The sequence below is a fragment of the Cysteiniphilum sp. genome (assembly GCF_057495195.1).
Genome location: NZ_JBXTEF010000094.1, coordinates 26,707 through 47,961 on the forward strand (window position 1 = coordinate 26,707; position 21,255 = coordinate 47,961).

General features: G+C 38.6%; 19 protein-coding genes. 8 read left to right on the forward strand and 11 right to left on the reverse strand.

Translation table 11 applies throughout. From position 1 onward, the window contains the following. Positions 1-113 precede the first annotated feature (113 nt). Positions 114-1,397 carry an AmpG family muropeptide MFS transporter gene (locus ACY10D_RS08790; RefSeq protein ID WP_487000366.1) on the forward strand — a complete coding sequence of 428 codons (1,284 nt, stop codon included), beginning with the start codon at positions 114-116 and terminating at the stop codon, positions 1,395-1,397. Between the two features lie 118 nt (positions 1,398-1,515). On the opposite strand, the gene ACY10D_RS08795 is transcribed toward ACY10D_RS08790, so the two are convergent. The 10 genes from ACY10D_RS08795 to ACY10D_RS08840 form a co-directional block, all read right to left on the reverse strand. Beyond that, complete coding sequence (locus tag ACY10D_RS08795; protein WP_487000367.1) at positions 1,516-4,026, reverse strand: hypothetical protein; 2,511 nt, start codon at positions 4,024-4,026, stop codon at positions 1,516-1,518. 160 nt (positions 4,027-4,186) lie between these two features. Beyond that, entirely contained in the window at positions 4,187-4,564 is a 378-nt protein-coding gene (locus ACY10D_RS08800; RefSeq protein WP_487000368.1) for a RidA family protein, read from the reverse strand. A gap of 67 nt (positions 4,565-4,631) precedes the next feature. Further along, positions 4,632-6,017, reverse strand: a complete 1,386-nt coding sequence (locus ACY10D_RS08805; protein ID WP_487000369.1) for a hypothetical protein — start codon at positions 6,015-6,017, stop codon at positions 4,632-4,634. A 16-nt stretch (positions 6,018-6,033) separates the two neighbouring features. After that, positions 6,034-6,852 (reverse strand): SDR family NAD(P)-dependent oxidoreductase, encoded by an 819-nt coding sequence (locus ACY10D_RS08810; protein WP_487000370.1) that lies wholly within the window; start codon positions 6,850-6,852, stop codon positions 6,034-6,036. Between the two features lie 6 nt (positions 6,853-6,858). Continuing rightward, positions 6,859-7,155: a hypothetical protein gene (locus ACY10D_RS08815; RefSeq protein ID WP_487000371.1), complete on the reverse strand. Its 297-nt coding sequence runs from the start codon at positions 7,153-7,155 to the stop codon at positions 6,859-6,861. After that, the gene (locus ACY10D_RS08820) at positions 7,146-7,751 is read right to left on the reverse strand and encodes a DUF4230 domain-containing protein (protein ID WP_487000372.1); all 606 of its coding nucleotides are present in this window, start codon (positions 7,749-7,751) and stop codon (positions 7,146-7,148) included. The genes ACY10D_RS08815 and ACY10D_RS08820 overlap by 10 nt, the downstream gene beginning before the upstream one ends. 84 nt (positions 7,752-7,835) lie before the next feature. Then, positions 7,836-9,254, reverse strand: coding sequence for an Asp-tRNA(Asn)/Glu-tRNA(Gln) amidotransferase subunit GatB (gene gatB / locus ACY10D_RS08825; RefSeq protein ID WP_487000373.1), 1,419 nt, complete (start codon positions 9,252-9,254; stop codon positions 7,836-7,838). Further along, positions 9,251-10,705, reverse strand: a complete 1,455-nt coding sequence (gatA, locus tag ACY10D_RS08830; RefSeq protein WP_487000374.1) for an Asp-tRNA(Asn)/Glu-tRNA(Gln) amidotransferase subunit GatA — start codon at positions 10,703-10,705, stop codon at positions 9,251-9,253. The genes gatB and gatA overlap by 4 nt, the downstream gene beginning before the upstream one ends. A gap of 11 nt (positions 10,706-10,716) precedes the next feature. Continuing rightward, on the reverse strand, positions 10,717-11,004 hold the full coding sequence (gene gatC / locus ACY10D_RS08835; protein ID WP_487000375.1) for an Asp-tRNA(Asn)/Glu-tRNA(Gln) amidotransferase subunit GatC: 288 nt from the start codon (positions 11,002-11,004) through the stop codon (positions 10,717-10,719). Positions 11,005-11,228: 224 nt separating this feature from the next. After that, positions 11,229-13,544, reverse strand: a complete 2,316-nt coding sequence (locus ACY10D_RS08840; protein ID WP_487000376.1) for a putative bifunctional diguanylate cyclase/phosphodiesterase — start codon at positions 13,542-13,544, stop codon at positions 11,229-11,231. Between the two features lie 342 nt (positions 13,545-13,886). Between ACY10D_RS08840 and ubiG the strand changes: the two genes are divergently transcribed. From ubiG to ACY10D_RS08865, 5 genes are all read left to right on the forward strand, one after another. Then, the gene (ubiG, locus tag ACY10D_RS08845) at positions 13,887-14,588 is read left to right on the forward strand and encodes a bifunctional 2-polyprenyl-6-hydroxyphenol methylase/3-demethylubiquinol 3-O-methyltransferase UbiG (RefSeq protein WP_487000408.1); all 702 of its coding nucleotides are present in this window, start codon (positions 13,887-13,889) and stop codon (positions 14,586-14,588) included. Continuing rightward, positions 14,551-15,249 carry an HAD family hydrolase gene (locus tag ACY10D_RS08850; protein WP_487000377.1) on the forward strand — a complete coding sequence of 233 codons (699 nt, stop codon included), beginning with the start codon at positions 14,551-14,553 and terminating at the stop codon, positions 15,247-15,249. The genes ubiG and ACY10D_RS08850 overlap by 38 nt, the downstream gene beginning before the upstream one ends. Beyond that, a complete protein-coding gene (locus tag ACY10D_RS08855; RefSeq protein WP_487000378.1) occupies positions 15,225-15,992 on the forward strand; it encodes a hypothetical protein in 768 nt (255 codons plus the stop codon). The genes ACY10D_RS08850 and ACY10D_RS08855 overlap by 25 nt, the downstream gene beginning before the upstream one ends. A gap of 56 nt (positions 15,993-16,048) precedes the next feature. Further along, entirely contained in the window at positions 16,049-16,993 is a 945-nt protein-coding gene (locus ACY10D_RS08860) for a hypothetical protein (RefSeq protein ID WP_487000379.1), read from the forward strand. Between the two features lie 119 nt (positions 16,994-17,112). Beyond that, positions 17,113-18,315 (forward strand): amino acid permease, encoded by a 1,203-nt coding sequence (locus tag ACY10D_RS08865; protein ID WP_487000380.1) that lies wholly within the window; start codon positions 17,113-17,115, stop codon positions 18,313-18,315. Here the strand turns inward: ACY10D_RS08865 and ACY10D_RS08870 are convergent. Next, entirely contained in the window at positions 18,312-18,758 is a 447-nt protein-coding gene (locus tag ACY10D_RS08870) for a hypothetical protein (RefSeq protein ID WP_487000381.1), read from the reverse strand. The genes ACY10D_RS08865 and ACY10D_RS08870 overlap by 4 nt on opposite strands. 238 nt (positions 18,759-18,996) lie before the next feature. Between ACY10D_RS08870 and ACY10D_RS08875 the strand changes: the two genes are divergently transcribed. Beyond that, positions 18,997-19,812, forward strand: coding sequence for a carbon-nitrogen hydrolase family protein (locus tag ACY10D_RS08875; RefSeq protein WP_487000382.1), 816 nt, complete (start codon positions 18,997-18,999; stop codon positions 19,810-19,812). Between the two features lie 21 nt (positions 19,813-19,833). Continuing rightward, positions 19,834-21,174, forward strand: coding sequence for a 30S ribosomal protein S12 methylthiotransferase RimO (gene rimO / locus ACY10D_RS08880; protein ID WP_487000383.1), 1,341 nt, complete (start codon positions 19,834-19,836; stop codon positions 21,172-21,174). Positions 21,175-21,255: the final 81 nt, after the last annotated feature.

Below are 21,255 nucleotides of genomic sequence, written 5' to 3' on the forward strand. Positions count from 1 at the left end.
TTTTTCACCTATATTGACATATAACGTTATACTTGAAGTTTTGAAGCAAGGTCAAACAAAGTTTGTTAACAATCAAAATAACACAAGGCTTTTAAGTAATGGCTGGATAACGAATGAGTAGCTTTTCACAACAACTAAAAGCCGCAACCATAGACAGTATTGCCGGTTTATTTAAAAATCGGAAAATGTTAGTGATGTTTATTTTAGGCTACTCGTCAGGATTGCCGTTAATGCTTACAGCATCATCACTAACCTATTGGTATCACGAAGCTGGAATTAGCATTAAAGATATTGGTTTACTAACGTTAGTGGCGTTGCCATATACGGTAAAGTATCTATGGTCGCCTGTGATTGATCAGGTAAACCTTAAATTCCTTGGCAGACGCAAAAGTTGGATTTTCTTAATGCAATTATTATTAATTGTCTGTGTGTTTTTACTGAGTCAATTCTCACCTGCACAATCACCATTAATTATCGCGGGTATTGCCTTGGCAATTTGCTTTTTCTCGGCAACTCAAGATATTGCGATTAATGCCTACCAAACAGAAGTATTAGATGAAGATGAACGTGCATTAGGTAGCTCTATCTCAGTATTAGGCTATCGTGTGGCGATGATGGTCACGGGTGCTTTTCTATTAATCATGGTTAAATACTTTGATAACAATTGGCAAACCGGTATATTTGCATTGATTCCATTTTTTGCAGTGGCAATGATCGGCACTTTTTTAGCGAAAGAAGCCTCGGTAGATAATCGCCCGAAAACATTTGCCGATGCGGTTATTCTGCCATTTTATGATTTCTTTACCCGTCGCAGCTTTGCTGTAGCGGTTGTTGTGCTGTTGATTATTATTTTCTACAAATTTAGTGATGCACTGGCATTTTCACTTAATACAGTCTTCTTTGCCGAGCTTGGCTTTGATAAGGTCACGATTGCCGTATCGTATAAAACCAATGCCTTAATATTTACCTTCATTGGTCTAGTATTAGGTGGCATGTTAGCCAAAGGATTTGGTTTGTTTCGCACGTTTTTAGTATTTAGCTTTATGATGGCAGCGGCAAACTTGATGTATATGTGGCTAGCATTTGAAGGGAAGAATTATTATTTAATGGTCATCTCTGTCGCAGTTGAATATATGGTCGGCGCGATGGGCACTGCCGTATTAGTTGCAATGATCATGAGTCTTGTAAATAAAAGCTTTTCCGCAACACAATTTGCAGTATTAAGCTCGATCGACTCATTGGGGCGTGTATTGGTAGGACCATTAGCGGGTAATGTTCAAGCAAGCTACGGCTGGGAGATATTGTTTTTATTAAGTTTTATTCTTGGCTGTATTGTCACCCTTGGCATATGGCTTGCACGCAAGCAAATTATTTCAATGGCGAATCTGCATGCATAATCATGAATCAAGAGTAAGCCGTACTTTAATCCCCCTCACCCGCGCAGCTTAAGCTGCACGAGCAATCCCACAAGGGGCGAGATGCTTTTTTATAGGTCATTACGTAGCGAGCGAATGATCACACTTGGTTAAAGTTTTCTTCAGTTGTGGCATTAAACTTAAACCCTAGTGTTTGCTCTAATGAGGCAAAAGCATCATGCAGCAGCTGATACATTTGCTGGCGATCATTGCTGTTGTTTAAGTTCAGAATCATGGCACTTGATACCCCATTCTGCTCTATGCTTTTTGTAAATGCTGCATTAGCACTGTCAATATTGATAAATTGATAGTCACTCGCCGTTTTACCATAGGCTAATGTGTGCATACTTTCCGCAAAGACTTTTTGTAATTGTGCAATACTAAAAGCGAAAGAGTTGTTAACTTGCAAGCCATATTGTGCCAACTTTTGATTGCTGTTAGTTAGTTGATCAATGTAGTATTGGACTTGTCGCGGATAAAGAATGAATGTCGTGCCTTTATACCACTGTGGTAGGCTTTTTGGTTTGTAGTCATCTGCTAGCGTAGGTAGTTGGAAAGCATTGATATACGCGCTGTCATTTAAGCTGAAGTTTGCCAAGTTGGGCAAATACTGGCTTAATTCTTGTGGATACGCACAAAGATCAATGAGCGTGCCTAGAATATCGGAGTAAGTCCCTGCATTATACGCCGCATTAAGAACCATATCAAAATAGGCAAATTGATTGGCGTTTAATGCTTGTACACATTTTCTCCAGCTATGTGCTTGTGGTCCCCACGTTGTGCTGTTATTGACCTCAATGCGATTTATATCATTTAAATGAAAATAAGCCGCTGCAAGTGGACCAAAATAGATATTATCAAGTGTTTCAGGTCCTGTTGAGCCAGTTTGCGCGCCATTGTCTTGCGATGCAATGCTATAGCCTAAAGATTTCTGTAGAACTGTATAGTTAATGAGTCCAAGGGATCCAGGAACATCAACGCTGGGTAGGCGTTTGGAGTAGTCATTGAGTTGATATGGTCCGCCTTGACCTGCGTTAAGTAATTGTTTTCGCGCTGTTTCATTATTGATAAACAATCCACCGGGATAGTTACTAGTACTGATATTCTCCTGCAGAAGTTGTGCAAATAAAGATCCAGCGATATAGTCCTTATCAATAGACCACTGTGGATAACGTGCTTTTATCATATAATTTAGCAACTCTCCCGCAACATAATTAGATAATATCAGTGGTGCAAATTTAGAGTCACTAAGATCAATTGATTCTGCACTGTGCGCATAATCACTCACTGGGAACCCAACGTGATAAGTGATTTTCCCGTAGTTTGACTGTTGATTGACAATATTGACATTAAAGGCATTTTGTTGGGTGCCTGAAGAGGTATTGAACTGGGTTTTATCAACGCTAGCGCTACCACTTGCGGCATTAACTGACAAAGTGAAACTGTCATTGGCAGGAAGCTCAAGGGTTTGTGTGGAGTTGCCTGATGAGATTTGACGCGTGAAATTGAATGTGGTTTTGTAGTTATTATCTTTTAGCGTGAGTGCTAAGGTGGTTTTATGATCGCTAGTGACCGTAAAAGGTGTAATAACTGTAGCAAGTGGCGAAACTTGGTAGTGAGGTGTCACGCTAACCTGCTGCTGATTTTGGCTAATACTAACATATTGATCAGTGGCATTGGCAACGTTTTTACCATCGCTAACAGACTGAAATTGTAATGTGTAATCACCATAACTTAGCGATTGAAAAGTATAACTACTATTCCAGTTAAGCACTTTAGTTTGTGCTTGCCCATCGTGTGTAAGCGTTACTGTTGTATGATTGCCAATGCCGCTTAAAGGAGCTGACGGTAGGGAAACTTTGATGCTTCCTTGTTCGCTAGGCGTTGTACATTGATAACTTAAACTTAGCGAGTTGATATTGTCATTATTAATGGTTAAAGCATTGCTTGGTGAGAATACGGCGGTGCAATTGCCAATCTTGTTGGCATTCAAGGTATAGTTACCATAATCTAGATGATCAATTAAGCTGGTTTGATCGGCTGTCCAATTGCTATTATTTAGCGTTCTGATCGGCTCTCCAGCAAGGCTAAGCGTCACTTTGGATGCACCTTGAAGTTGGGCGTTGGATTTAAAGGTAAACCTTATTTTCCCATTTTCACTTACTGGAGCGTCATTGCTAAAAATCTGTGCGTCAGTGATTTTAGCTAATTCAGCTAATGGGAAGTTCAATCCAAATTGAACAGAAAATGATTGATTAATATTTAAGGTTTCATCTTTGTTTTTGGCAATGGTGAAACTCACTAAGTCATTATGGTTACTTGGTGGGTTTGAATCGGAGTTTACAAAATTCCAAGTACCCCAAACATTTTGCACTGTGCTATTAGCTTTAAACTGTACCAACGCATTTTTGAGATTAACAGGCTTACCACAGTGGTTGGTAAATTGAATCTCAACGGCTTTGTAATATGCAGCTACATCGGGTTGATCAATGTTGATGTTGGCGCTAATACAGTCAATTGGCTGCGGGGTACTCATTGCATAGCTAAAAGCACCTAAGCTTAAGAGAATACTTAAGGCAAGTGATTTTGGTTGTGGCGTTATATTTGGCATATTTAGGTCCTATCTTGATGTTTCCATGGGCAGTATAGAGTATAACAAATAGCAAGTAACGCGTAATAAATACGTGATATTGATTGTAATGCATTCTAGATATGAGTAACTTTAATTGAATATTAGATGGATTGAGTGAAGTAAAAAGAAAGTCAATTGATTAAACCTCAGCAATTGCCTCAACTTCAATTAATACATCTTTGGGTAAGCGAGCGACTTCAACACATGAGCGTGCCGGTGGTATAATCCCTTGAAAAAATGATGCATAAACCTCATTAAAAGCAGCAAAGTCATCCATGTTTTTAATAAAACAAGTGGTCTTGATCAGTTTATCCATGCTGCTACCAGCGGCTTCGACAACGGCTTTTAAGTTTTGCATGACTTGTTTTGCTTGCACTTTGATATCACCTTGAACTAATTCGCCGTTGGGATTTAAGGCAATTTGTCCTGAGGTATAGAGTATGCCATTGATCTTAACTGCTTGCACATAAGGACCTATTGCTTGAGGTGCATTATTGGTTTGTACAACTTCTTTCATAAATATTCCTTAGATTTTTAAGAGCAATTTCATTCTGGCTAAATCAAGCGTGTTGTCAACGTATGCATTAGCACTTTCGTAACGTGAGCTGTGTGATGAAATTAAATATGATCACCAATAGCACAAGAATAAGCAGGCTAGACAACAACACCTCTTTAAAAGCCATCACTGAGCAACGATGCAGCAATGAGGCAATGCTTAAGTAAATCACCGGAATAAACCCTTGATATAAGATATTAAGATAGGTGCTTAAGAGGGTATTTGTTTGGTTTGAATATTGATTGGTAAAAATGATTTGTCTTAGGTTAAACATGACGACGTATTCGACAATCGCATAAATAATAAAAAAGACAATAACAGCAAGTAACACCCAAGCTATATTGGCTGAACCAATGGTGTAAAAGCACCACAATAGCGGCAACATCAACATGCCAAATAAAAAGATATTCTGGCGGATAGTGGCATCAGTTGTTTGGCTTTTCTTGCGCAAAATAAGACGCAATCCAATGATTACAACAATTAATGAAAATACAGGCTCTAGCGGATAAACTGCTTGATAGATCTGTGAAAGTTGGTCGTTGAATAAAAACAACAGTACCGATGACATCAACACATAAATAACAATGCTGTATTGACTTGCGCCATTGATACAGAGCATGACATAGCGTGGCTTGGTTTTGATCGCAATGGCAACACTTAGAAAAGCAATAATGATAATGACAAGTGCGTCAGCGATATTATGCCAACGATACATTAACGCACCACACAACAGCGCTAATAATGCACCTATCGCAAACGATAATAGGCATTTTAAAAATACCTGTATATTAAAACTTTCAATGCTACGCACAAAACGGAAATAGTAAAAAACAGCACCACAAATTGAAGTTACCAAGGTAAAGGGTAACAGCAGATTGAAAAAAGAGAAGCTAACAAACAAAATGGTGACGATAATCCCAAGGGTATTGACGATAAATGACATCAAGTTGTTTTTGATCTCATTGGAAAGTGAGTTTTCTGCGACAAGTTGATAACGTTTAGTATGTAACACAACTTGATTACCAAGATACGATAGTAAAAAGAAATGCACCCCCATCGTCATGTACAGTACACCACCGCCAAAACGTCCAGAGAGTAAAATATAAGTGGTTAGCATCAATAAAAATGGACAGAAAAATCCAACCATTGTTAAGGCGTCTGATTTTTGTTTGACGTCTTTAACAAGCTTTTCTGTTAGCATGACGGTAAGCCAAGTAATGAGCCCTAAAATCGCGCCAATAATCAACATATCCGAGAAGAAATATAAACGTTCAAAGTCATCTTTAAAAACTTGGTTAAAGCTAGAGATGCTTTCTGCTAAAGCGCGAATAGGGACATATACCGGCAAAATACAGAAATATAAAATACTCGGGTGACGTATGCAGTTAAGCAAGAAAGCGCGTTGTGGTGACATCGATGGCATTCCTTTATTAAAATCTGCTTAACACGCGCTCAAGTGCGCGACTGGATAACATCCATTTCAAGAGTTTAGCAATACTAGTAAACCTGGTGATGCTATAACGTGGTGCGGGATTTTTCGCTTTTAGAACCTTCTCAACAACCTTGGCCACAGAAATTGCTTCTTCGTTAAATGGTACAGGTTTATGATTACCTGACATCAGTTTTTTATAATCACTTAAATGCACCGAGTTTTTAAGCTCAATATTTTTAACGGTTTTCATCGAGTTTTCTCGAATTCTACTGGTCACTGGTCCGGTATTAAGTATGGTCATGTGGATATTAGAACCTCTTAATTCTTGACGCATCGTATCCACTAAGCCTTCAATGGCATATTTACTCGCATTATATGCCCCTCGATATTTAAGTGATACTAACCCTAAGACAGAGCCATGCTGAATAATCTTACCATAACCTTGCTTACGCATAATTTTAAGCGCTTTGCATGTGAGATTATGAAGTGCAAAGAAGTTAGTATCAAACTGCTCTTTGATATGTTTTGTGGGGATATCCTCTAAGGCACCAGCTTGTGAGAAACCTGCATTATTAAACAATACATCTAATGTACCCCCTGTTTTTTGCAGAATATCAGACAATGCAGCATCTATCTGAGCATCATCTAACACATCAATTAAGTAAGTTTCAAAGCCTTCAGCAGTGAGTTTTTCAACGTCCTCAGGCTTCCTAGCAGAGGCAAAGACACGATAACCTTGTGTTTTTAAGTATTTCGCTGTGGCGTAACCAATGCCGCCATGTGAGCAGCCAGTAATTAATATCGTTTGTTTGTCCATTATAAATTAACTCCAATTTATGGTAACAATCAGGGTGTATATAACATCAATTAGCACCAAGATCACAATAGCAATAGCAAATTTTTTGATTCCAATCCTATAGTCTTTAGCATGGTAGTGATCAATAACACGCAATGTGGCTACAATAATTGCTGCGATTACAATTGAGATACCACCAAGCAACACACCAAAGCCCATAAAAGGAATCCATGCGCTTAATGCGGCAATCAAGCCATATAAAATGACATAAATGATAAATGTTTTGATGATGTGGCGTTTTAGAGTTTTTTGTTTTAAGGACATACTTCACCTTGGCACCATTTGATTTTAACTTTCCAGTCAAATGGTTGATACATTTCTTGTAATATCTTGGCAACTTGCATTTGTGCTTGCGCGATATATTGATCACTCATTGCCAATTGACGCATTGATTGCTGTGCCAGCAAATAAGCTTTATCTGGCACTTGATCTTTAGGATCGGTATTGATCACCCCTAAACGTGGAATGACACCAAAGGTATAGTCTTGTTTGGTAATCAAGTGTGAGTGTTGATGGTTAATCTCAATACTCAACACAGTTGGTAAAGGTAGTTTGATTGTTAGTATTTTGCGTGTTTTATCGATATTGATTTGCATATGTTCAAGATTACTACCCAATAAAACCGAAGCATAAATATAATAAGATGCTCGAGTATCAACCAACCAACCCTTATCTTCAAACTGCTCCATTTGGCTAAGCTCTAAGCGCAGACTCGCTAGTTGGCTAATCGTTTTGACTTGGGAGATACTTGGGTAGAATTTTGCATTATCATTCGCAGTGTAATGCCGATAAAACCAAGCGCCACTAGCGCCTAATGCAACACAGATCACAATTAAGGTAAGTTTAGAAAAAATACGCATCATAGCACCAATACCACAAATAAAACGATGATTAAGACTAATAGTATCCAGTGTTTTATACGCACATTTATATCCTTAATGACGTTATCCATTCAACTTCTTATTCAATATTTCATTCACTTGCTTAGGATTTGCCTTGCCTTTGCTATTTTTCATGATTTGTCCAACAAAGAAGCTCAAAAGCTTCTTATTTCCAGCGCGATAATCTTGCACTTGTTGTGGGTTTTGCGCAAGTATCTCGTCAACCAAACTTTCAACCAACCCTAGATCATTGCTTTGGCGCACACCGAGCTGATCAATAATGCTTTGTATTTCCTGCGGTTGATCATAATAGTTTTGTAGTACAGTCTTGGCGGATTTTAAAGAAACCTCATCCTTATCAACGCATGCAATAAGCTCAAGTAATATATGAACAGGGACACGTCTGGCATCAAATGTACTTTGTGCACGATTAACCACTGCTTGCAACTCAACGGCAACCCAGTTATATGCGGTTTTTGCCGGAATGCTTTTTGCCAATGCATCATAGTAATCCGCAACTAGCGGGTTATCCATTAAAAAGTTCACCTCATCGGCATTAAGCGTCTTAGCATAAGTTTCACGGCGCACTTTTGGCAATAGTGGCATCTGTGAATGTATGCTTTCAATTTCTTCATTAGATAAAATAATAGGTAATAAATCAGGATCAGGGAAATAGCGATAATCAAAGGCATTTTCCTTGCTGCGCATACTGCGCGTTTCATTATTATCCGGATCATAAAGCCTTGTTTCTTGCGTGATTATGCCACCTTTGTCAAGGACATTGACTTGACGCTGATACTCATAATGAATGGCACTTTCGATAAAGCGGAAAGAATTAATATTCTTAAGCTCGGCTCTTGTTCCAAGATCCTCACCTAGTTTACGAATCGATAAATTAACATCACAGCGAAATGATCCTTCTTGCATATTACCATCGCAAATCCCAAGATGCTGCACCAGTTGATGAAGGTCTTTAAGATAACAGATCACCTCCTCGGCACTACGAAAATCAGGATGTGTTACAATTTCCAATAATGGTGTGCCAGCACGGTTATAATCTAAACCAGTTTGATCGCCAATAAAGTCATGCACTGATTTGCCCGCATCTTCCTCAAGATGGGCGCGCTCAATACGAATGGTTTTAACACCCTTATTTGTTGTAATCTCAAGCTGACCATTTTGCACAATTGGATTATTAGATTGACTAATCTGATAGCCTTTGGGTAAATCTGGATAAAAATAATTCTTGCGCGCAAAAAAGCTGTTTTTTGAAATTGTTGCATCAACGGCTAGACCAAACATTACTGCCATATCGACTGCTTGCTTATTAACAACAGGCAGCGTTCCTGGCAAGGCGACATCAAGAAAGCTTACCTGTGAATTAGGTTCTTGACCATAAAGGGTCGCCGCATTTGAGAAGATTTTGGCTTGTGTTTTAAGCTGAACATGCACCTCAAGCCCAATGACCATTTCATAACTCATACACCAACTCCTTGTAATAATTGCTGTGGTAAATGAAACTCTGTTTGACGTTGAAATGCACAGGCTACTTGCAATAATAAATGATCTTGGAAATTATTGGTCATCAGTTGCGCACCAAATGGCATATGCCCAATCTGTCCAATAGGAAATGAAATCGCAGGCGCCCCTGTTAAATTAGCAATTAATGTATACATATCCGATAAATAAGTTGTTACAGGATCTTTTTGTGCACCAAGTTTGGGTGCTGTTGTTGCAGCTGTTGGCAGTAAAATTATATCGACATTTTGATAGATCATATCAAGATCTTGCTTTAATTTGGCACGCACCTGTTGGGCTTTGTGATAGTAAGCATCGTATTGACTCGCGGCTAATACATAGTTACCAATAACAATGCGGCGTTTGACCTCGGCGCCAAAACCTTCTGTGCGACTATTAACATACAGCTCATCTAACGTATTTGCATGCTCGCTGCGATAGCCGTAACGCACCCCGTCAAAGCGTGCTAAGTTCGTGGCAGCTTCAGCAGGAGCCAACACATAATAGCTTGACACAGCCGCTTGTAAATCCGGCAATTGAATGTCTTTGATCTTCGCACCTTGCTTTTGGTAAATAGCAATACATTCCTGAAATAGTGCTTGTGCTTCAGCTGAGAGCTTTGATAATAATTGCCCATCAATACCAATGGTCAGGTTCGTTAGATTTTCTTGCTGTAATGATTTAGTAAAGAAATTCGGATCAGTTATGATACTCGTGCCATCTTTATCATCTTTGCCTGCCATCGCTTGCAATAAATAAGCACAATCCTCCGCATAATGCGCCAATACGCCAACCTGATCAAAGGATGAGCCATAAGCTACCAAACCATAGCGTGACAAGGTGCCATAGCTTGGCTTTATTCCTGTAATACCACAGAAGCTAGCAGGTTGTCTTACTGATCCGCCAGTATCACTGCCTGTGGCAAAAGGTGTGAGCCCTGCGGCAACTGCTGCGGCTGAACCACCAGAAGAACCACCTGGGACATGATGCAAATCATAAGGGTTTTTAGCAGCACCAAAAAAACTATGCTCATTGGTTGAGCCCATACCAAACTCATCCATATTGGTTTTACCAAGCAGTGTCATGCCTTGATTTTTTAGCTTATCGACTATTGTGGCATTAAAAGGAGATTGATAATTGCTTAATATCTTTGACCCACAAGTGGTGGTCATAACATCAGTACACAGATTATCTTTGTGTGCGATAGGGATTCCAGTTAACAGTGTTGCCTTGCCTTTGATGATTAAATCATCCATTTCTTTGGCATGCGCTAAAGCCCTGATTTCATTGACTGATATAAAGGCGTTTAATAAGTTGTTTTTATGTTTTATGTCTTTTAAATACGTTGTTGTTAACTCAACAGCACTTACACTTTTGTCATCAAGCTTTTGACGCAATGTTTTTAAAATACTCACGAAACTTCCTCTTATTCAATGACTTTGGGCACAATGAAATGCTGGTTAGTAAACTCAGGTGCTATACGCTCAAAGTCTGCTGTATGATTTTGCATTTGAGGCGCATCTTCACGCGCTGGGTAATGACTTAGCAGTGGTGAGATCATGGGTTTGATATCATGAGTATCCACTAATTTAAGATTAGCAAATAGATTAAAAATATTATTCAGATCAAATTCAAACTGTGCCAACTCTTCTTGAGTAGCACTGAGTTTTGAAAGCATGAGGATGTGCTTTAATTCCTGCTGCGAGATTGCCATTTACTGGTTTCCAAAGCTGCTTTTATATAGGCAATTATCATATACCCATCACAAAGCATTTTACAGAGTTTTTTCCTTTGCATTTTCTGTGCTTTTGCCAAGTTGAATTTTGGCAATAGTCTCAGCTATTCCCTACAATTCAACTTGACAAAATCTTCACAAACTGCTTTGCAACTAAACACCGCAAAATGTTTTGCGATGGGTATAGCACTGCTAAGTGAGAATTAAAACAATTGATGATGCGGTTTATGCTCGATAAAGTGGGTTGCATCATAGGCTGACAATGGCACGCTGAAATAGTAGCCTTGAATATAGTCACAATGCAATTTCTTTAGTAATTGATATTGCTCAATGGTTTCAACCCCTTCAGCAACCACAGTACTCCCTAAACGTTGACTCAAATCGATAATGCTTTCGACAATAAGCTTGCTATTGATATTGGTTAACATGTCATCAATAAAGATTTTATCAATTTTAATGTTATCAATCTGTGCATGAATCAAATAACTTAGCGAACAAAAACCCGTACCAAAATCATCGATGGATATTTTAAATCCCATATTTTTAAGGGTATTTAGCACTTTCGATGTATTATCTAAATTTTCCATAATCACCGTTTCGGTGACTTCAAATGTAACATATTCACTGGGGATAGGCATTTGCGCCATCAAGTGCTCTAAGAATGCCAATAAAACGGAAGGGTTATTGATTTGTACGGCTGAGAGATTGATTGAAATGCTTGGTTTGTGAGTGATTGTTTCATCTTCATGCCACTGATAAAGTTGGTAAAATGCTTGGCGAATCACCCATGCACCTAGCTCAACAATAAGCTTAAGCTCTTCAGCAACAGGGATGAATTCACCTGGTGACACCTCACCCAAATAACGATTATGCCAACGAAGCAATACTTCAAAATGCATTTGTTGTTTATCATTTAAATGAATGATGGGTTGAAACATAAGGTAAAATTCATTGTTTTTTATCGCATTAGCTAAGTGCTTACCCAATTCAAGTTGACGGAAATAACGTGCACCCATACTTTCATTAAAGATACAATAACTGTTGCCACCGGCTTTTTTACAGTCTCTGATTGCCATATCAGTATATTGCATCAATGTCTCACGATCACTCGCATGCTCTGGCGATATTGCTGCACCTATACTTGCCTTAAGACTGATGGGGTAATCATTGACTAAAATTGACTGGTGAACAACTGAAAACAAGTGATTGATTACCAATTTGACGTCATCGAGTGTGCGAATATCTTTAAGCACAACAACAAACTCATCACCGCCAATGCGCGCAACAAAGTCACTTTTGCGCACACTGGACTTTAAACGTGTGGCAATCTCACGCAATACAATATTCCCGAAATAGTAGCCAAAGCTATCATTGATGTTTTTAAAATGATCGATATCAATATGCAATAGGGCAACCTTCTTATTGCTAGTTGTTTCGTCTATAAGAATTTTCTCAAACTCGGTCTCAAAGTATCTGCGACTTGGCAATGCAGTATGCTCATCCTCGTTCAATAACTGATAAAATCTGCTGTTCTCAACGATGACTTTATTGAGCATCGGGCGTAACAAAAGGTATAGCAATAAGATAAAAATGATAACAAACCCAAGAATTGTTAGTGGAATATGTGACAAATTTCGCCAGACATTTGAGGCAACTGTTTTTTTGTTGACACCCAACGCTAGTACTTGTTGTCCATTAATGCGTTCAAAATAGTATTTTTTATCTTGAATCAAGAGATTGGAATGTTCTTGTGTTTTTAATTGTGTTAATACTTCGCTTGGCAATGTTGTGAGGTTGTTGGCAAAGCCTGAGCTTACTGCCTGCCATGAGCCACCAATCTTGATAAACCAGTAAAAATCACGCTTCTGTGTCAGATTTTCAGACTCAAACTTATTCAGTAGCTTACTTAAGTCAAAATAGAGTCGATCATAACCTATAATCTTTCTATCTTGTCCAATCTGTGTGTAGATTGGACTGGTCAAAATTGCAGTAAGCCCGCCATTTTCAATGACAAACGTAAGCGCTTTTTTATCAAATCGTTGATGTTGTTTGGTACCCACTTCAACCAATAAATGTCCATTACTTTCAAAACGCTGTATAGATTGTAAAGCAGCACTTGAGACAAGGGCGGATGCCAAAATTTGTCTTAAGGCATTCACCTCATCGATAATGGCATCACCATATTGGTATTTACGCTCGATTTCCTCGGTAAGCCATGCCGCTTGTGTTCGACTACTTACTTGTAATGCAACGCTTCGTGCCTCTGATAAAGACAGTTGAATTTCAGTTTTATATCCATCCAATACTTCTTCATAATAGTGATTAATGGTGCGCTGTGTTTGTTGATAAAAAGGATAAAATGACAAAACAAAAACGGTTAAAGATGCGAGGGTAAGCAAAATAATAGTACTGATCAACACACGCCAAAATATTCTTTTGCCAATGAGTTTAGTGACTTTGCTAGCCTCTTTGTTTTTTTTGGCTTTTTTTGATTTTTTGAGTTTTTCAAATGTTTTCAAAATCCGTCATCCTTGCCGCTGCCAGTTACCGTTACTTGTGTCGTTTTCCCAGTATAGCGCTAATAATTTATTTTTCGAGCGATCAGCTGAACATTTCATATATACTAATAATCGAAAAATTAAGTTGCAGAAACGATTACCTCTCCCCCATGCGGGAGAGGTCGTGCAGCGTGAGCTGCGCGGGTGAGGGGCAATTGAAGCCCACTTTATGTTTTATCATCTACATAGCTAATTTCCTCGCTGTAAGCTATTTGGTGATTTGGTAATTTTTTATATCGCAACAATAGCGCGGTTTGTTATGATGACGTAAGTTCTAACACAGCAACCTAGAAGCAATAAATTATCATGAATGTTGATCAAGCTGAAATTAATAAATTTAGTGCATTAGCGCACCAATGGTGGTGTGAGGATGGTGAGTTTCGCACATTACATCAAGTCAATCCCTTGCGTGTGCAGTTTATTGAAGAATGTGCAGGCGACTTGGCGCAATTAAATATTGCTGATATTGGTTGTGGCGGTGGCATTTTGACAGAAGCAATGGCTCAGAAAAATGCAAACGTTACGGGTTTGGATCTTGCTGAAGCCTCTTTGAGTGTTGCTAAGCTTCATCTGTTAGAGTCAAAGCTTACCATTCGCTATTTAAAAGACTCAGTTGAAAATCTAGCACAAGAGGAGCCGCAAAGCTTTGATATTGTCACCTGCATGGAAATGCTTGAACATGTGCCTGACCCTGAGAGTGTGATTCGCTCATGTGCAGAGCTCTGTAAAACGGGTGGTTGGGTGTTTTTCTCGACGTTAAATCGCAATCTAAAATCTTTTGCGTTATCCATTGTCATGGCGGAATATGTCATGGGGCTTATCCCTAAAGGCACGCATGAATATAGCAAGTATATTAAACCACTGGAGCTGATTAATACTGCCAGGAAATATGGACTTCGAGCCACTAAAATCAAAGGTGTACATTATAACCCATTAACTAAAAACCTATCTTTAGGAGGTAATGCTGATGTTAACTACATCGCCGCATTTACCAAAGAGTCCTAAATACCCACTTGATTTGTTGTTATTTGATCTTGATGGCACCTTACTCGACTCATCAGATGGCATTTTTGATGCGATTAAGCATGCCTTTATCTATCGTAATCTAGAGATTGACTTTAATGCTGACATGCTAAGGCAGCACGCCGGTCGCGGTGTTGAGTTTCTATTAAAAAAAATTAATAACCAGCTTACTCGTGAGCAATTGAATACCTTAAAGCATAATGCGTTTATGCATTATCAACAGCATGCAGCAGATATGACGCACCCCTTTATTGGTGCGCATGAATTAATGAATACTTTACATGAGCAACGGATTAACTGGGGAATTGTTACCAGTAAGACGCGTAAACTAACTGAAGCTGTAATTGCTAAAGTACCACAATATCAGAATGCTAAGATCGTGATTTGCGCGGATGATTTATCTTATAAAAAGCCGCATCCTATGCCAATCATACATGCACTTAAAACGCTTGATAAAATGCCACAGTATTCAGCTTATATCGGCGATACCAAACCAGATATGTTAGCTGCCAAACACGCACATTGTTATCGCATTTTTGCTGATTATGGTTATGAAGCAAATGCGATGAATGACAATGACTATGATTTAAAAATTTCAAACTTGGAGCAATTACGCCAGTGGATTATCTCTACGCTTGTCTAAGCGAAAACACCCCAGAAGCAGGGTCTATTTATTATTATGCTTATCGCCATTGCTCGGAAGATAAGACAAAAGTTCTTTATGCCTTGGATCAGTTAAAATATCAATGGCTTAAGGCATCAGAGCTATACTCAGAACCCTATCCTAGTCTGCAAAAACTGCAATGGTGGCAACAGGCTTTAACCGATTTAAAGGATCGTCGTGACCATCCATTGCTAACTGTTTTGTATCAGAGTTTTGAGTTTGATGCGTTGCAAGAATGTTTATCAAGTGACTTGGATTATGCCTTACAAACGATTGCTGAAGGTCGTAATTATCAAGACTCCCTTGATCTAAGTGAAAGCTTTCTTGGTATTGCTAAACTTAAAGCACATGCACTTCAATTTAATGAACTAGAGCAAATCAAAACATTAAATCACATCGATGAGTTATTGCGCCACATATTGATGATAGGCAAACATTTTTCACGCAATATTATCTTGAACGATACGCTCACACCTCAAATTACGACAGAAAACTTTCAGCAAGTAATGGATAAATTAATGCAATATATTCATACGTTGAAACAAAATTTAAATCTTACCGCGGCGCAAATAAAGCAACTTAAACCTTTGATTGCATTGCATAAGCAGCAAATGCTATGCGTTAAAAAGTTTATCAAAAAAGTGGACAACCCTTTTACCGAGAGTATTTATGTTTCGTCGTTTGCATTATTATTTACAAGTGTATCTGCATCAAAACTTTAACCTGTGGTGTTTTTCTTATACAATCATATGTAATTTAAATCTGCTGCATTGCTGCTATGAATAGAAAACATTTAATCTTATTGCTGAGCTTAGTGGCTAGCCATGGTGTATTTGCTAACGCTAATCCATCCAAGTCGTTAGATAAGAATGATCCCTTGTCGGTTAAACCTTTGCTTAAAGATTTACTTATGCAAAACCAACAAACGCTTAACCACCTGATGAGTGAGGTGCAAGCATTGCAAAAGACAAGGCAAAAAGATGTGCCAAACACCCCCAAAAAAGTGGAGAAAACTGATTCACCAATGGATCGTGAAGCGATGAATAGTCCAATCTTCTTACCTGGCGGCGCACCAATGCCGGAAGGGTATAAAAATCGATATAAAGATCAACAAAAGCAACAACAACCAAGCACACAAGACAATAAAGATAAATCTGCAGATGATGCTGCGCAAACAAAAAATCAAAATAATGACAGTACGAGTAGTAGCTCATCCAATTATAACAACCCTTATAACAATTACTCTGGTGGTTATTACCCATCTACTTCAACAAGCAACCCACTATTACAATTTAGCCCACAACAGGAAAGCTATACTTATACCATTGCTAACATCAATAATAATGCCGATGGAATTTCCCCATTTAATGAAGCATCAAGCAGCAATAGCATTAAGATTAGTTATAATTTATCAACCTATAACCGCATTTCATTTTGCACTTCAAGCAGCTTTAGTGATTGTAGCCAAACATTTAGTCTGCCTGTAACAATTACTGATAAGTCAACGATTACTAATATCAGCTACACACCCCAAACAATCTCCGGTCAGCCAAGTGGTAGTAAATATTACATTGCCAATTTATATGTTCAGTTGACTAACACTAATAATGCTAATAGCAAAAGAACCTCTACAATATCCTTTCCGATTAATTGCACTGCACAAAGTGATGCAAACGCTAATTTAAGCTGTTCAATTACTAGTACAGTGAGTGTAGGCGTGTAATTGTAAGCAATATGGTTACCCTTAAACAACGAAACCATTAATCAATGACTAACAACATTGCTGAAGCTTTGATTCATCGTTACAATGCCTGAACCTTAGATTATCCATTAGAAATAATTATGTCGTTATCTTCACGCGGATTTGGCTCTGCTATGATCATCACTGGCACAAGTGTTGGTGCGGGGATGCTTGCCATTCCTGCTACAGTTGCTGCTTGTGGCTTTTGGTTAGCAAGTTTGCTCTTGATCGTTGTTTGGTTTGTTATGATGCTCACCGCTTTGCTGTTAGCTGAAGTTAATCTTGCCATGCCAAATGGCACGAACTTTAGCCGTATGGCACATGCAACTTTAGGCAAAACAGGACAACTTATTACATGGGTTTCATACCTATTATTACTTTATTCATTAACAGCAGCTTATAGTGCAGGTGGAGGCAATCTCGTTGCCAGTGGTTTAAATAGAGTAGGACTATATTTACCTAATGCAGTAAATAGTGCGCTTTTTATTTTGATTCTTGGTTTTTTTGTCTACATTGGCACACGCGCCGTTGATCATGCCAATAAGGCATTAATGCTTATTAAATTTCTGGCATTCTTTGCCTTTGTTGTTGCGATCGTGCCAAGCATTCAGCAGACTTTGCTTGAGGTTGAAACACGTTCATTTAATTTTATCTGGATTACATTCCCGATTTTAATCACCTCCTTTGGTTTTCATCATATCATTCCAACACTGCGCAGTTATGTTAATTCTGATCGCGCAACTTTACGTAAAGCCATTATTTTTGGCAGTTTTATTCCCTTAGTCATTTATCTTATATGGGTATTATGCACACTTGGATCGATTCCTATCTATGGTGCTGAAAGCTTCCAAAGCATCATTCAAAGTGGCAATACCTCGGCAGGTATTGTTGGCAGCTACCACAGTACACATATAGGTAGCTTTGCCTATCTATTTGAATCAGTTGCAATAACCACCTCCTTTTTGGGTGTCACTTTGGGACTGTTTGATTTTAACCGTGATACATATCGGTTACAACGACCAACACATATCAATAAAATAGCTGTTTTCGTGATTACGTTCTTGCCTCCATTTTTATTTGCTGTTTTTTATCCTCAGGGTTTCATTATTGCACTAGGCTACGCCAGCATTTTTGTTGCTATTTTGTTAATTGGATTGCCTGCCGCAATGACCTGGATTATTCGTGCGCGTCAAAATAAAAACCACCTCCTAAGTAAAACTTATCTTGGGATTATTTTACTAATCGCTGGCGCGATGATCCTGCTTGAAATATTAACGTTATTTAATGTATTACCAACGCTCTAATGCAGCGTTCTGTTCTCACTACTTAATACCATATCGTAACTATAGCTATTGGTTTTTCCAAGCTCTTCATCAATGAAATCTTGCCAGTTAAGCAAATCATCGATTTCGCCTTGAACCGCAATAAACTGTTGATATTCGTCAAGGTAGTAATCAAGCGCTTCATCAAGATCCGTTTGATGATCTTTAGCATACATGTATAACTGATATACTAACTCCATTTTTTTGTAGAATTCATCAAGTGTCAATGCGGTAAACACTTGACGTTGTTGGCCTTGATAAAAGACATTCACCGCATAAAGGACAACTTTTTTCTTGTCATCAATGCAGCATTGCGCTTGTACGTTATAGCCGAAATAAGACAAAGCTAATTCAAAATACTGGCAGCAACTGTCGAAATGAATGCGTTGTTGCTTGGTAAACAATTGATCGATTGACGTAGTCATAGCGCATCCTCCTATTGTTGGTTAGCCGCATGGCCCTGCGCCGCCTGTTAGCCCTATGCTTCCAGCGCAGCTAACACCTTACCTATCCTTAGTATAGCAGCATATCAAAATACGCAACCTCCTTTTTTATCTTTTTTGCTTTTTTACAAAAAAATATCTTAATGCGTGCTTAACTACTGCTTTATTGTTGCTTGATTGAGTTATATACTAACCCCATAGCTTTAAGGACAGCAGGGATATGATGACAAAGATTGCAATCGCTCAAATTAATGCATGTATGGCAGTTGGCGTTAACTTGCTTTGCTTGAAACGGATGATTGAGCGCGCAGCTGATAGTGATGCTAAACTGATTATCTTTCCTGATCGCTGTGCACTGTTGTCAATGAACTCATCAGACTATGAAATCAATAAAGAGATTCTAGGCGAAGGACGTATTCAAGATTATTTACAGAAATTAAGTCATGATAATAATATTTGGATTATCGCTAGCGGCATCCCCATTGTATCGGAATACAGCAAAGAAAAATACTACTTAGCAAGTGTCGTTTATAATAGTTCTGGTGATTTATATGAAGTCTATTATCACTTAGCCCCCACCTTGCCTTGTGCCTTTCAATGGACGCATAGCTTACTACAAGATCAAGAGTATGGTGAAATGGTTAAAGTGATTAAAACGCCATTTGCCAATATTGGTTTAATTTCCACTTATGATTTGTTTTTACCCGAGGTCTTTCGCTATTTGAAGAAACAAGGTGCCGATATATTCGCAGTGAGCGCGGCGTTTACTCAAGATATGGGCGCACATGCTTGGATGACACTTCTTAAAGCACGTGCACTTGAAAACAGTAGTATGATTCTTGCCGCCAATCAAAGTGGCATTCATGAGGATGCAGATTTGCTTTTTCATGGCAATAGTATGGTTATTGATCACAATGGACAACTTGCACAGCGCATCGAAATGGGAGAGCAATTACTCTATGCCGAGATTGATACAAAATATTTTAAAAATATTTGTTTTGATCAAAATCCATTCCAGTTACAATACCGCAGATAAAATTAAGCTCAAGGTATTTATATGCAAGTAACCATGCCAAAAATTGGCTTTGTCAGCTTAGGCTGCCCTAAAAATTTAGTAGATTCTGAACGTATTATTACAAAATTAAAAACTGACGGTTATGAGATTGCTGCTGATTATAGCCATGCCGATTTAGTCGTTGTAAATACCTGCGGTTTTCTAAACTCGGCTATTGAAGAGTCGCTTGAGGCAATAGGTGAGGCTCTTGATGAAAATGGCAAAGTCTTGGTGACTGGCTGTTTGGGCAAGAAATCAGACATGATTCGTGAGAAGTATCCCAATGTTTTGGGTATTTCAGGTCCTCAAGATTATGAGAACCTTGTCAAAGCCGTGCATGATAATCTACCGATTGAACATCATGCCTTTACTTCACTGGTCCCTGCTCAGGGCATCAAGTTGACACCAAGGCACTATGCTTATCTTAAAATCTCTGAAGGGTGTAATAATAGCTGCACTTTCTGCATTATACCCGATATTCGCGGTAAGCTAAGCTCACGAAAGCTTGATGATGTCATGCTTGAAGCAAAACGCCTTGTTAACGCAGGCGTCAAAGAGCTTTTGGTCATCTCACAAGATACTAGTGCTTATGGTGTTGATATCAAATATGCCGAAGCCAAGTGGAATGATGAGACGTACCAAAGTCGTTTTATTGATTTAGCGCGCGCCTTATCAACCTTAGGTGTTTGGATTCGCATGCATTATGTCTATCCTTATCCACATGTTGATAAAGTGATTTCGCTAATGGCTGAAGGTAAAATCGCACCCTATTTGGATATTCCTTTTCAACATGCCTCACCACGCATTTTAAAACTGATGAAGCGTCCTGCAAATGCGACAAACACGCTTGAGGCAATTAAACGTTGGCGTGCAATTTGTCCTGAGCTTACCATTCGCAGTACATTTATCGTCGGCTTTCCAGGAGAAACCGAAGAAGATTTTATGACGCTATTAGACTTCTTAGAAGAAGCTGAGCTTGATCGCGTGGGTTGCTTTACCTACTCTGAGGTTGAAGGTGCTAAAGCTAATGATTTACCTGATTTAGTTCCAGAAGAGGTTAAACAACAGCGCCTTGAACGCTTTATGACAGTGCAATCAAAAATCAGTGCTAAACGGTTGCAACGTCATGTTGGAACTATTCAGAAAGTCATTATCGATGAGATTCGTCATGATGAGAATATTGCATTAGCACGCACACAATACGATGCACCAGAAGTTGATGGTGTTGTCATTATTGAAGATATTAATGATCACAAAGGTATTGCCAAAGGTTTGTTCGTAAACGTTGAGATTTTTGCTGCTAATGAGCATGATCTGTTTGCAAGATTGAAGGCGGATTCGTAATAAACTTCTATAACTAAAGCAATGAAGCACTGTTTTTTATATATCAATTAAATTAAAATCGCAAACAGGTTAGTTTTCAAA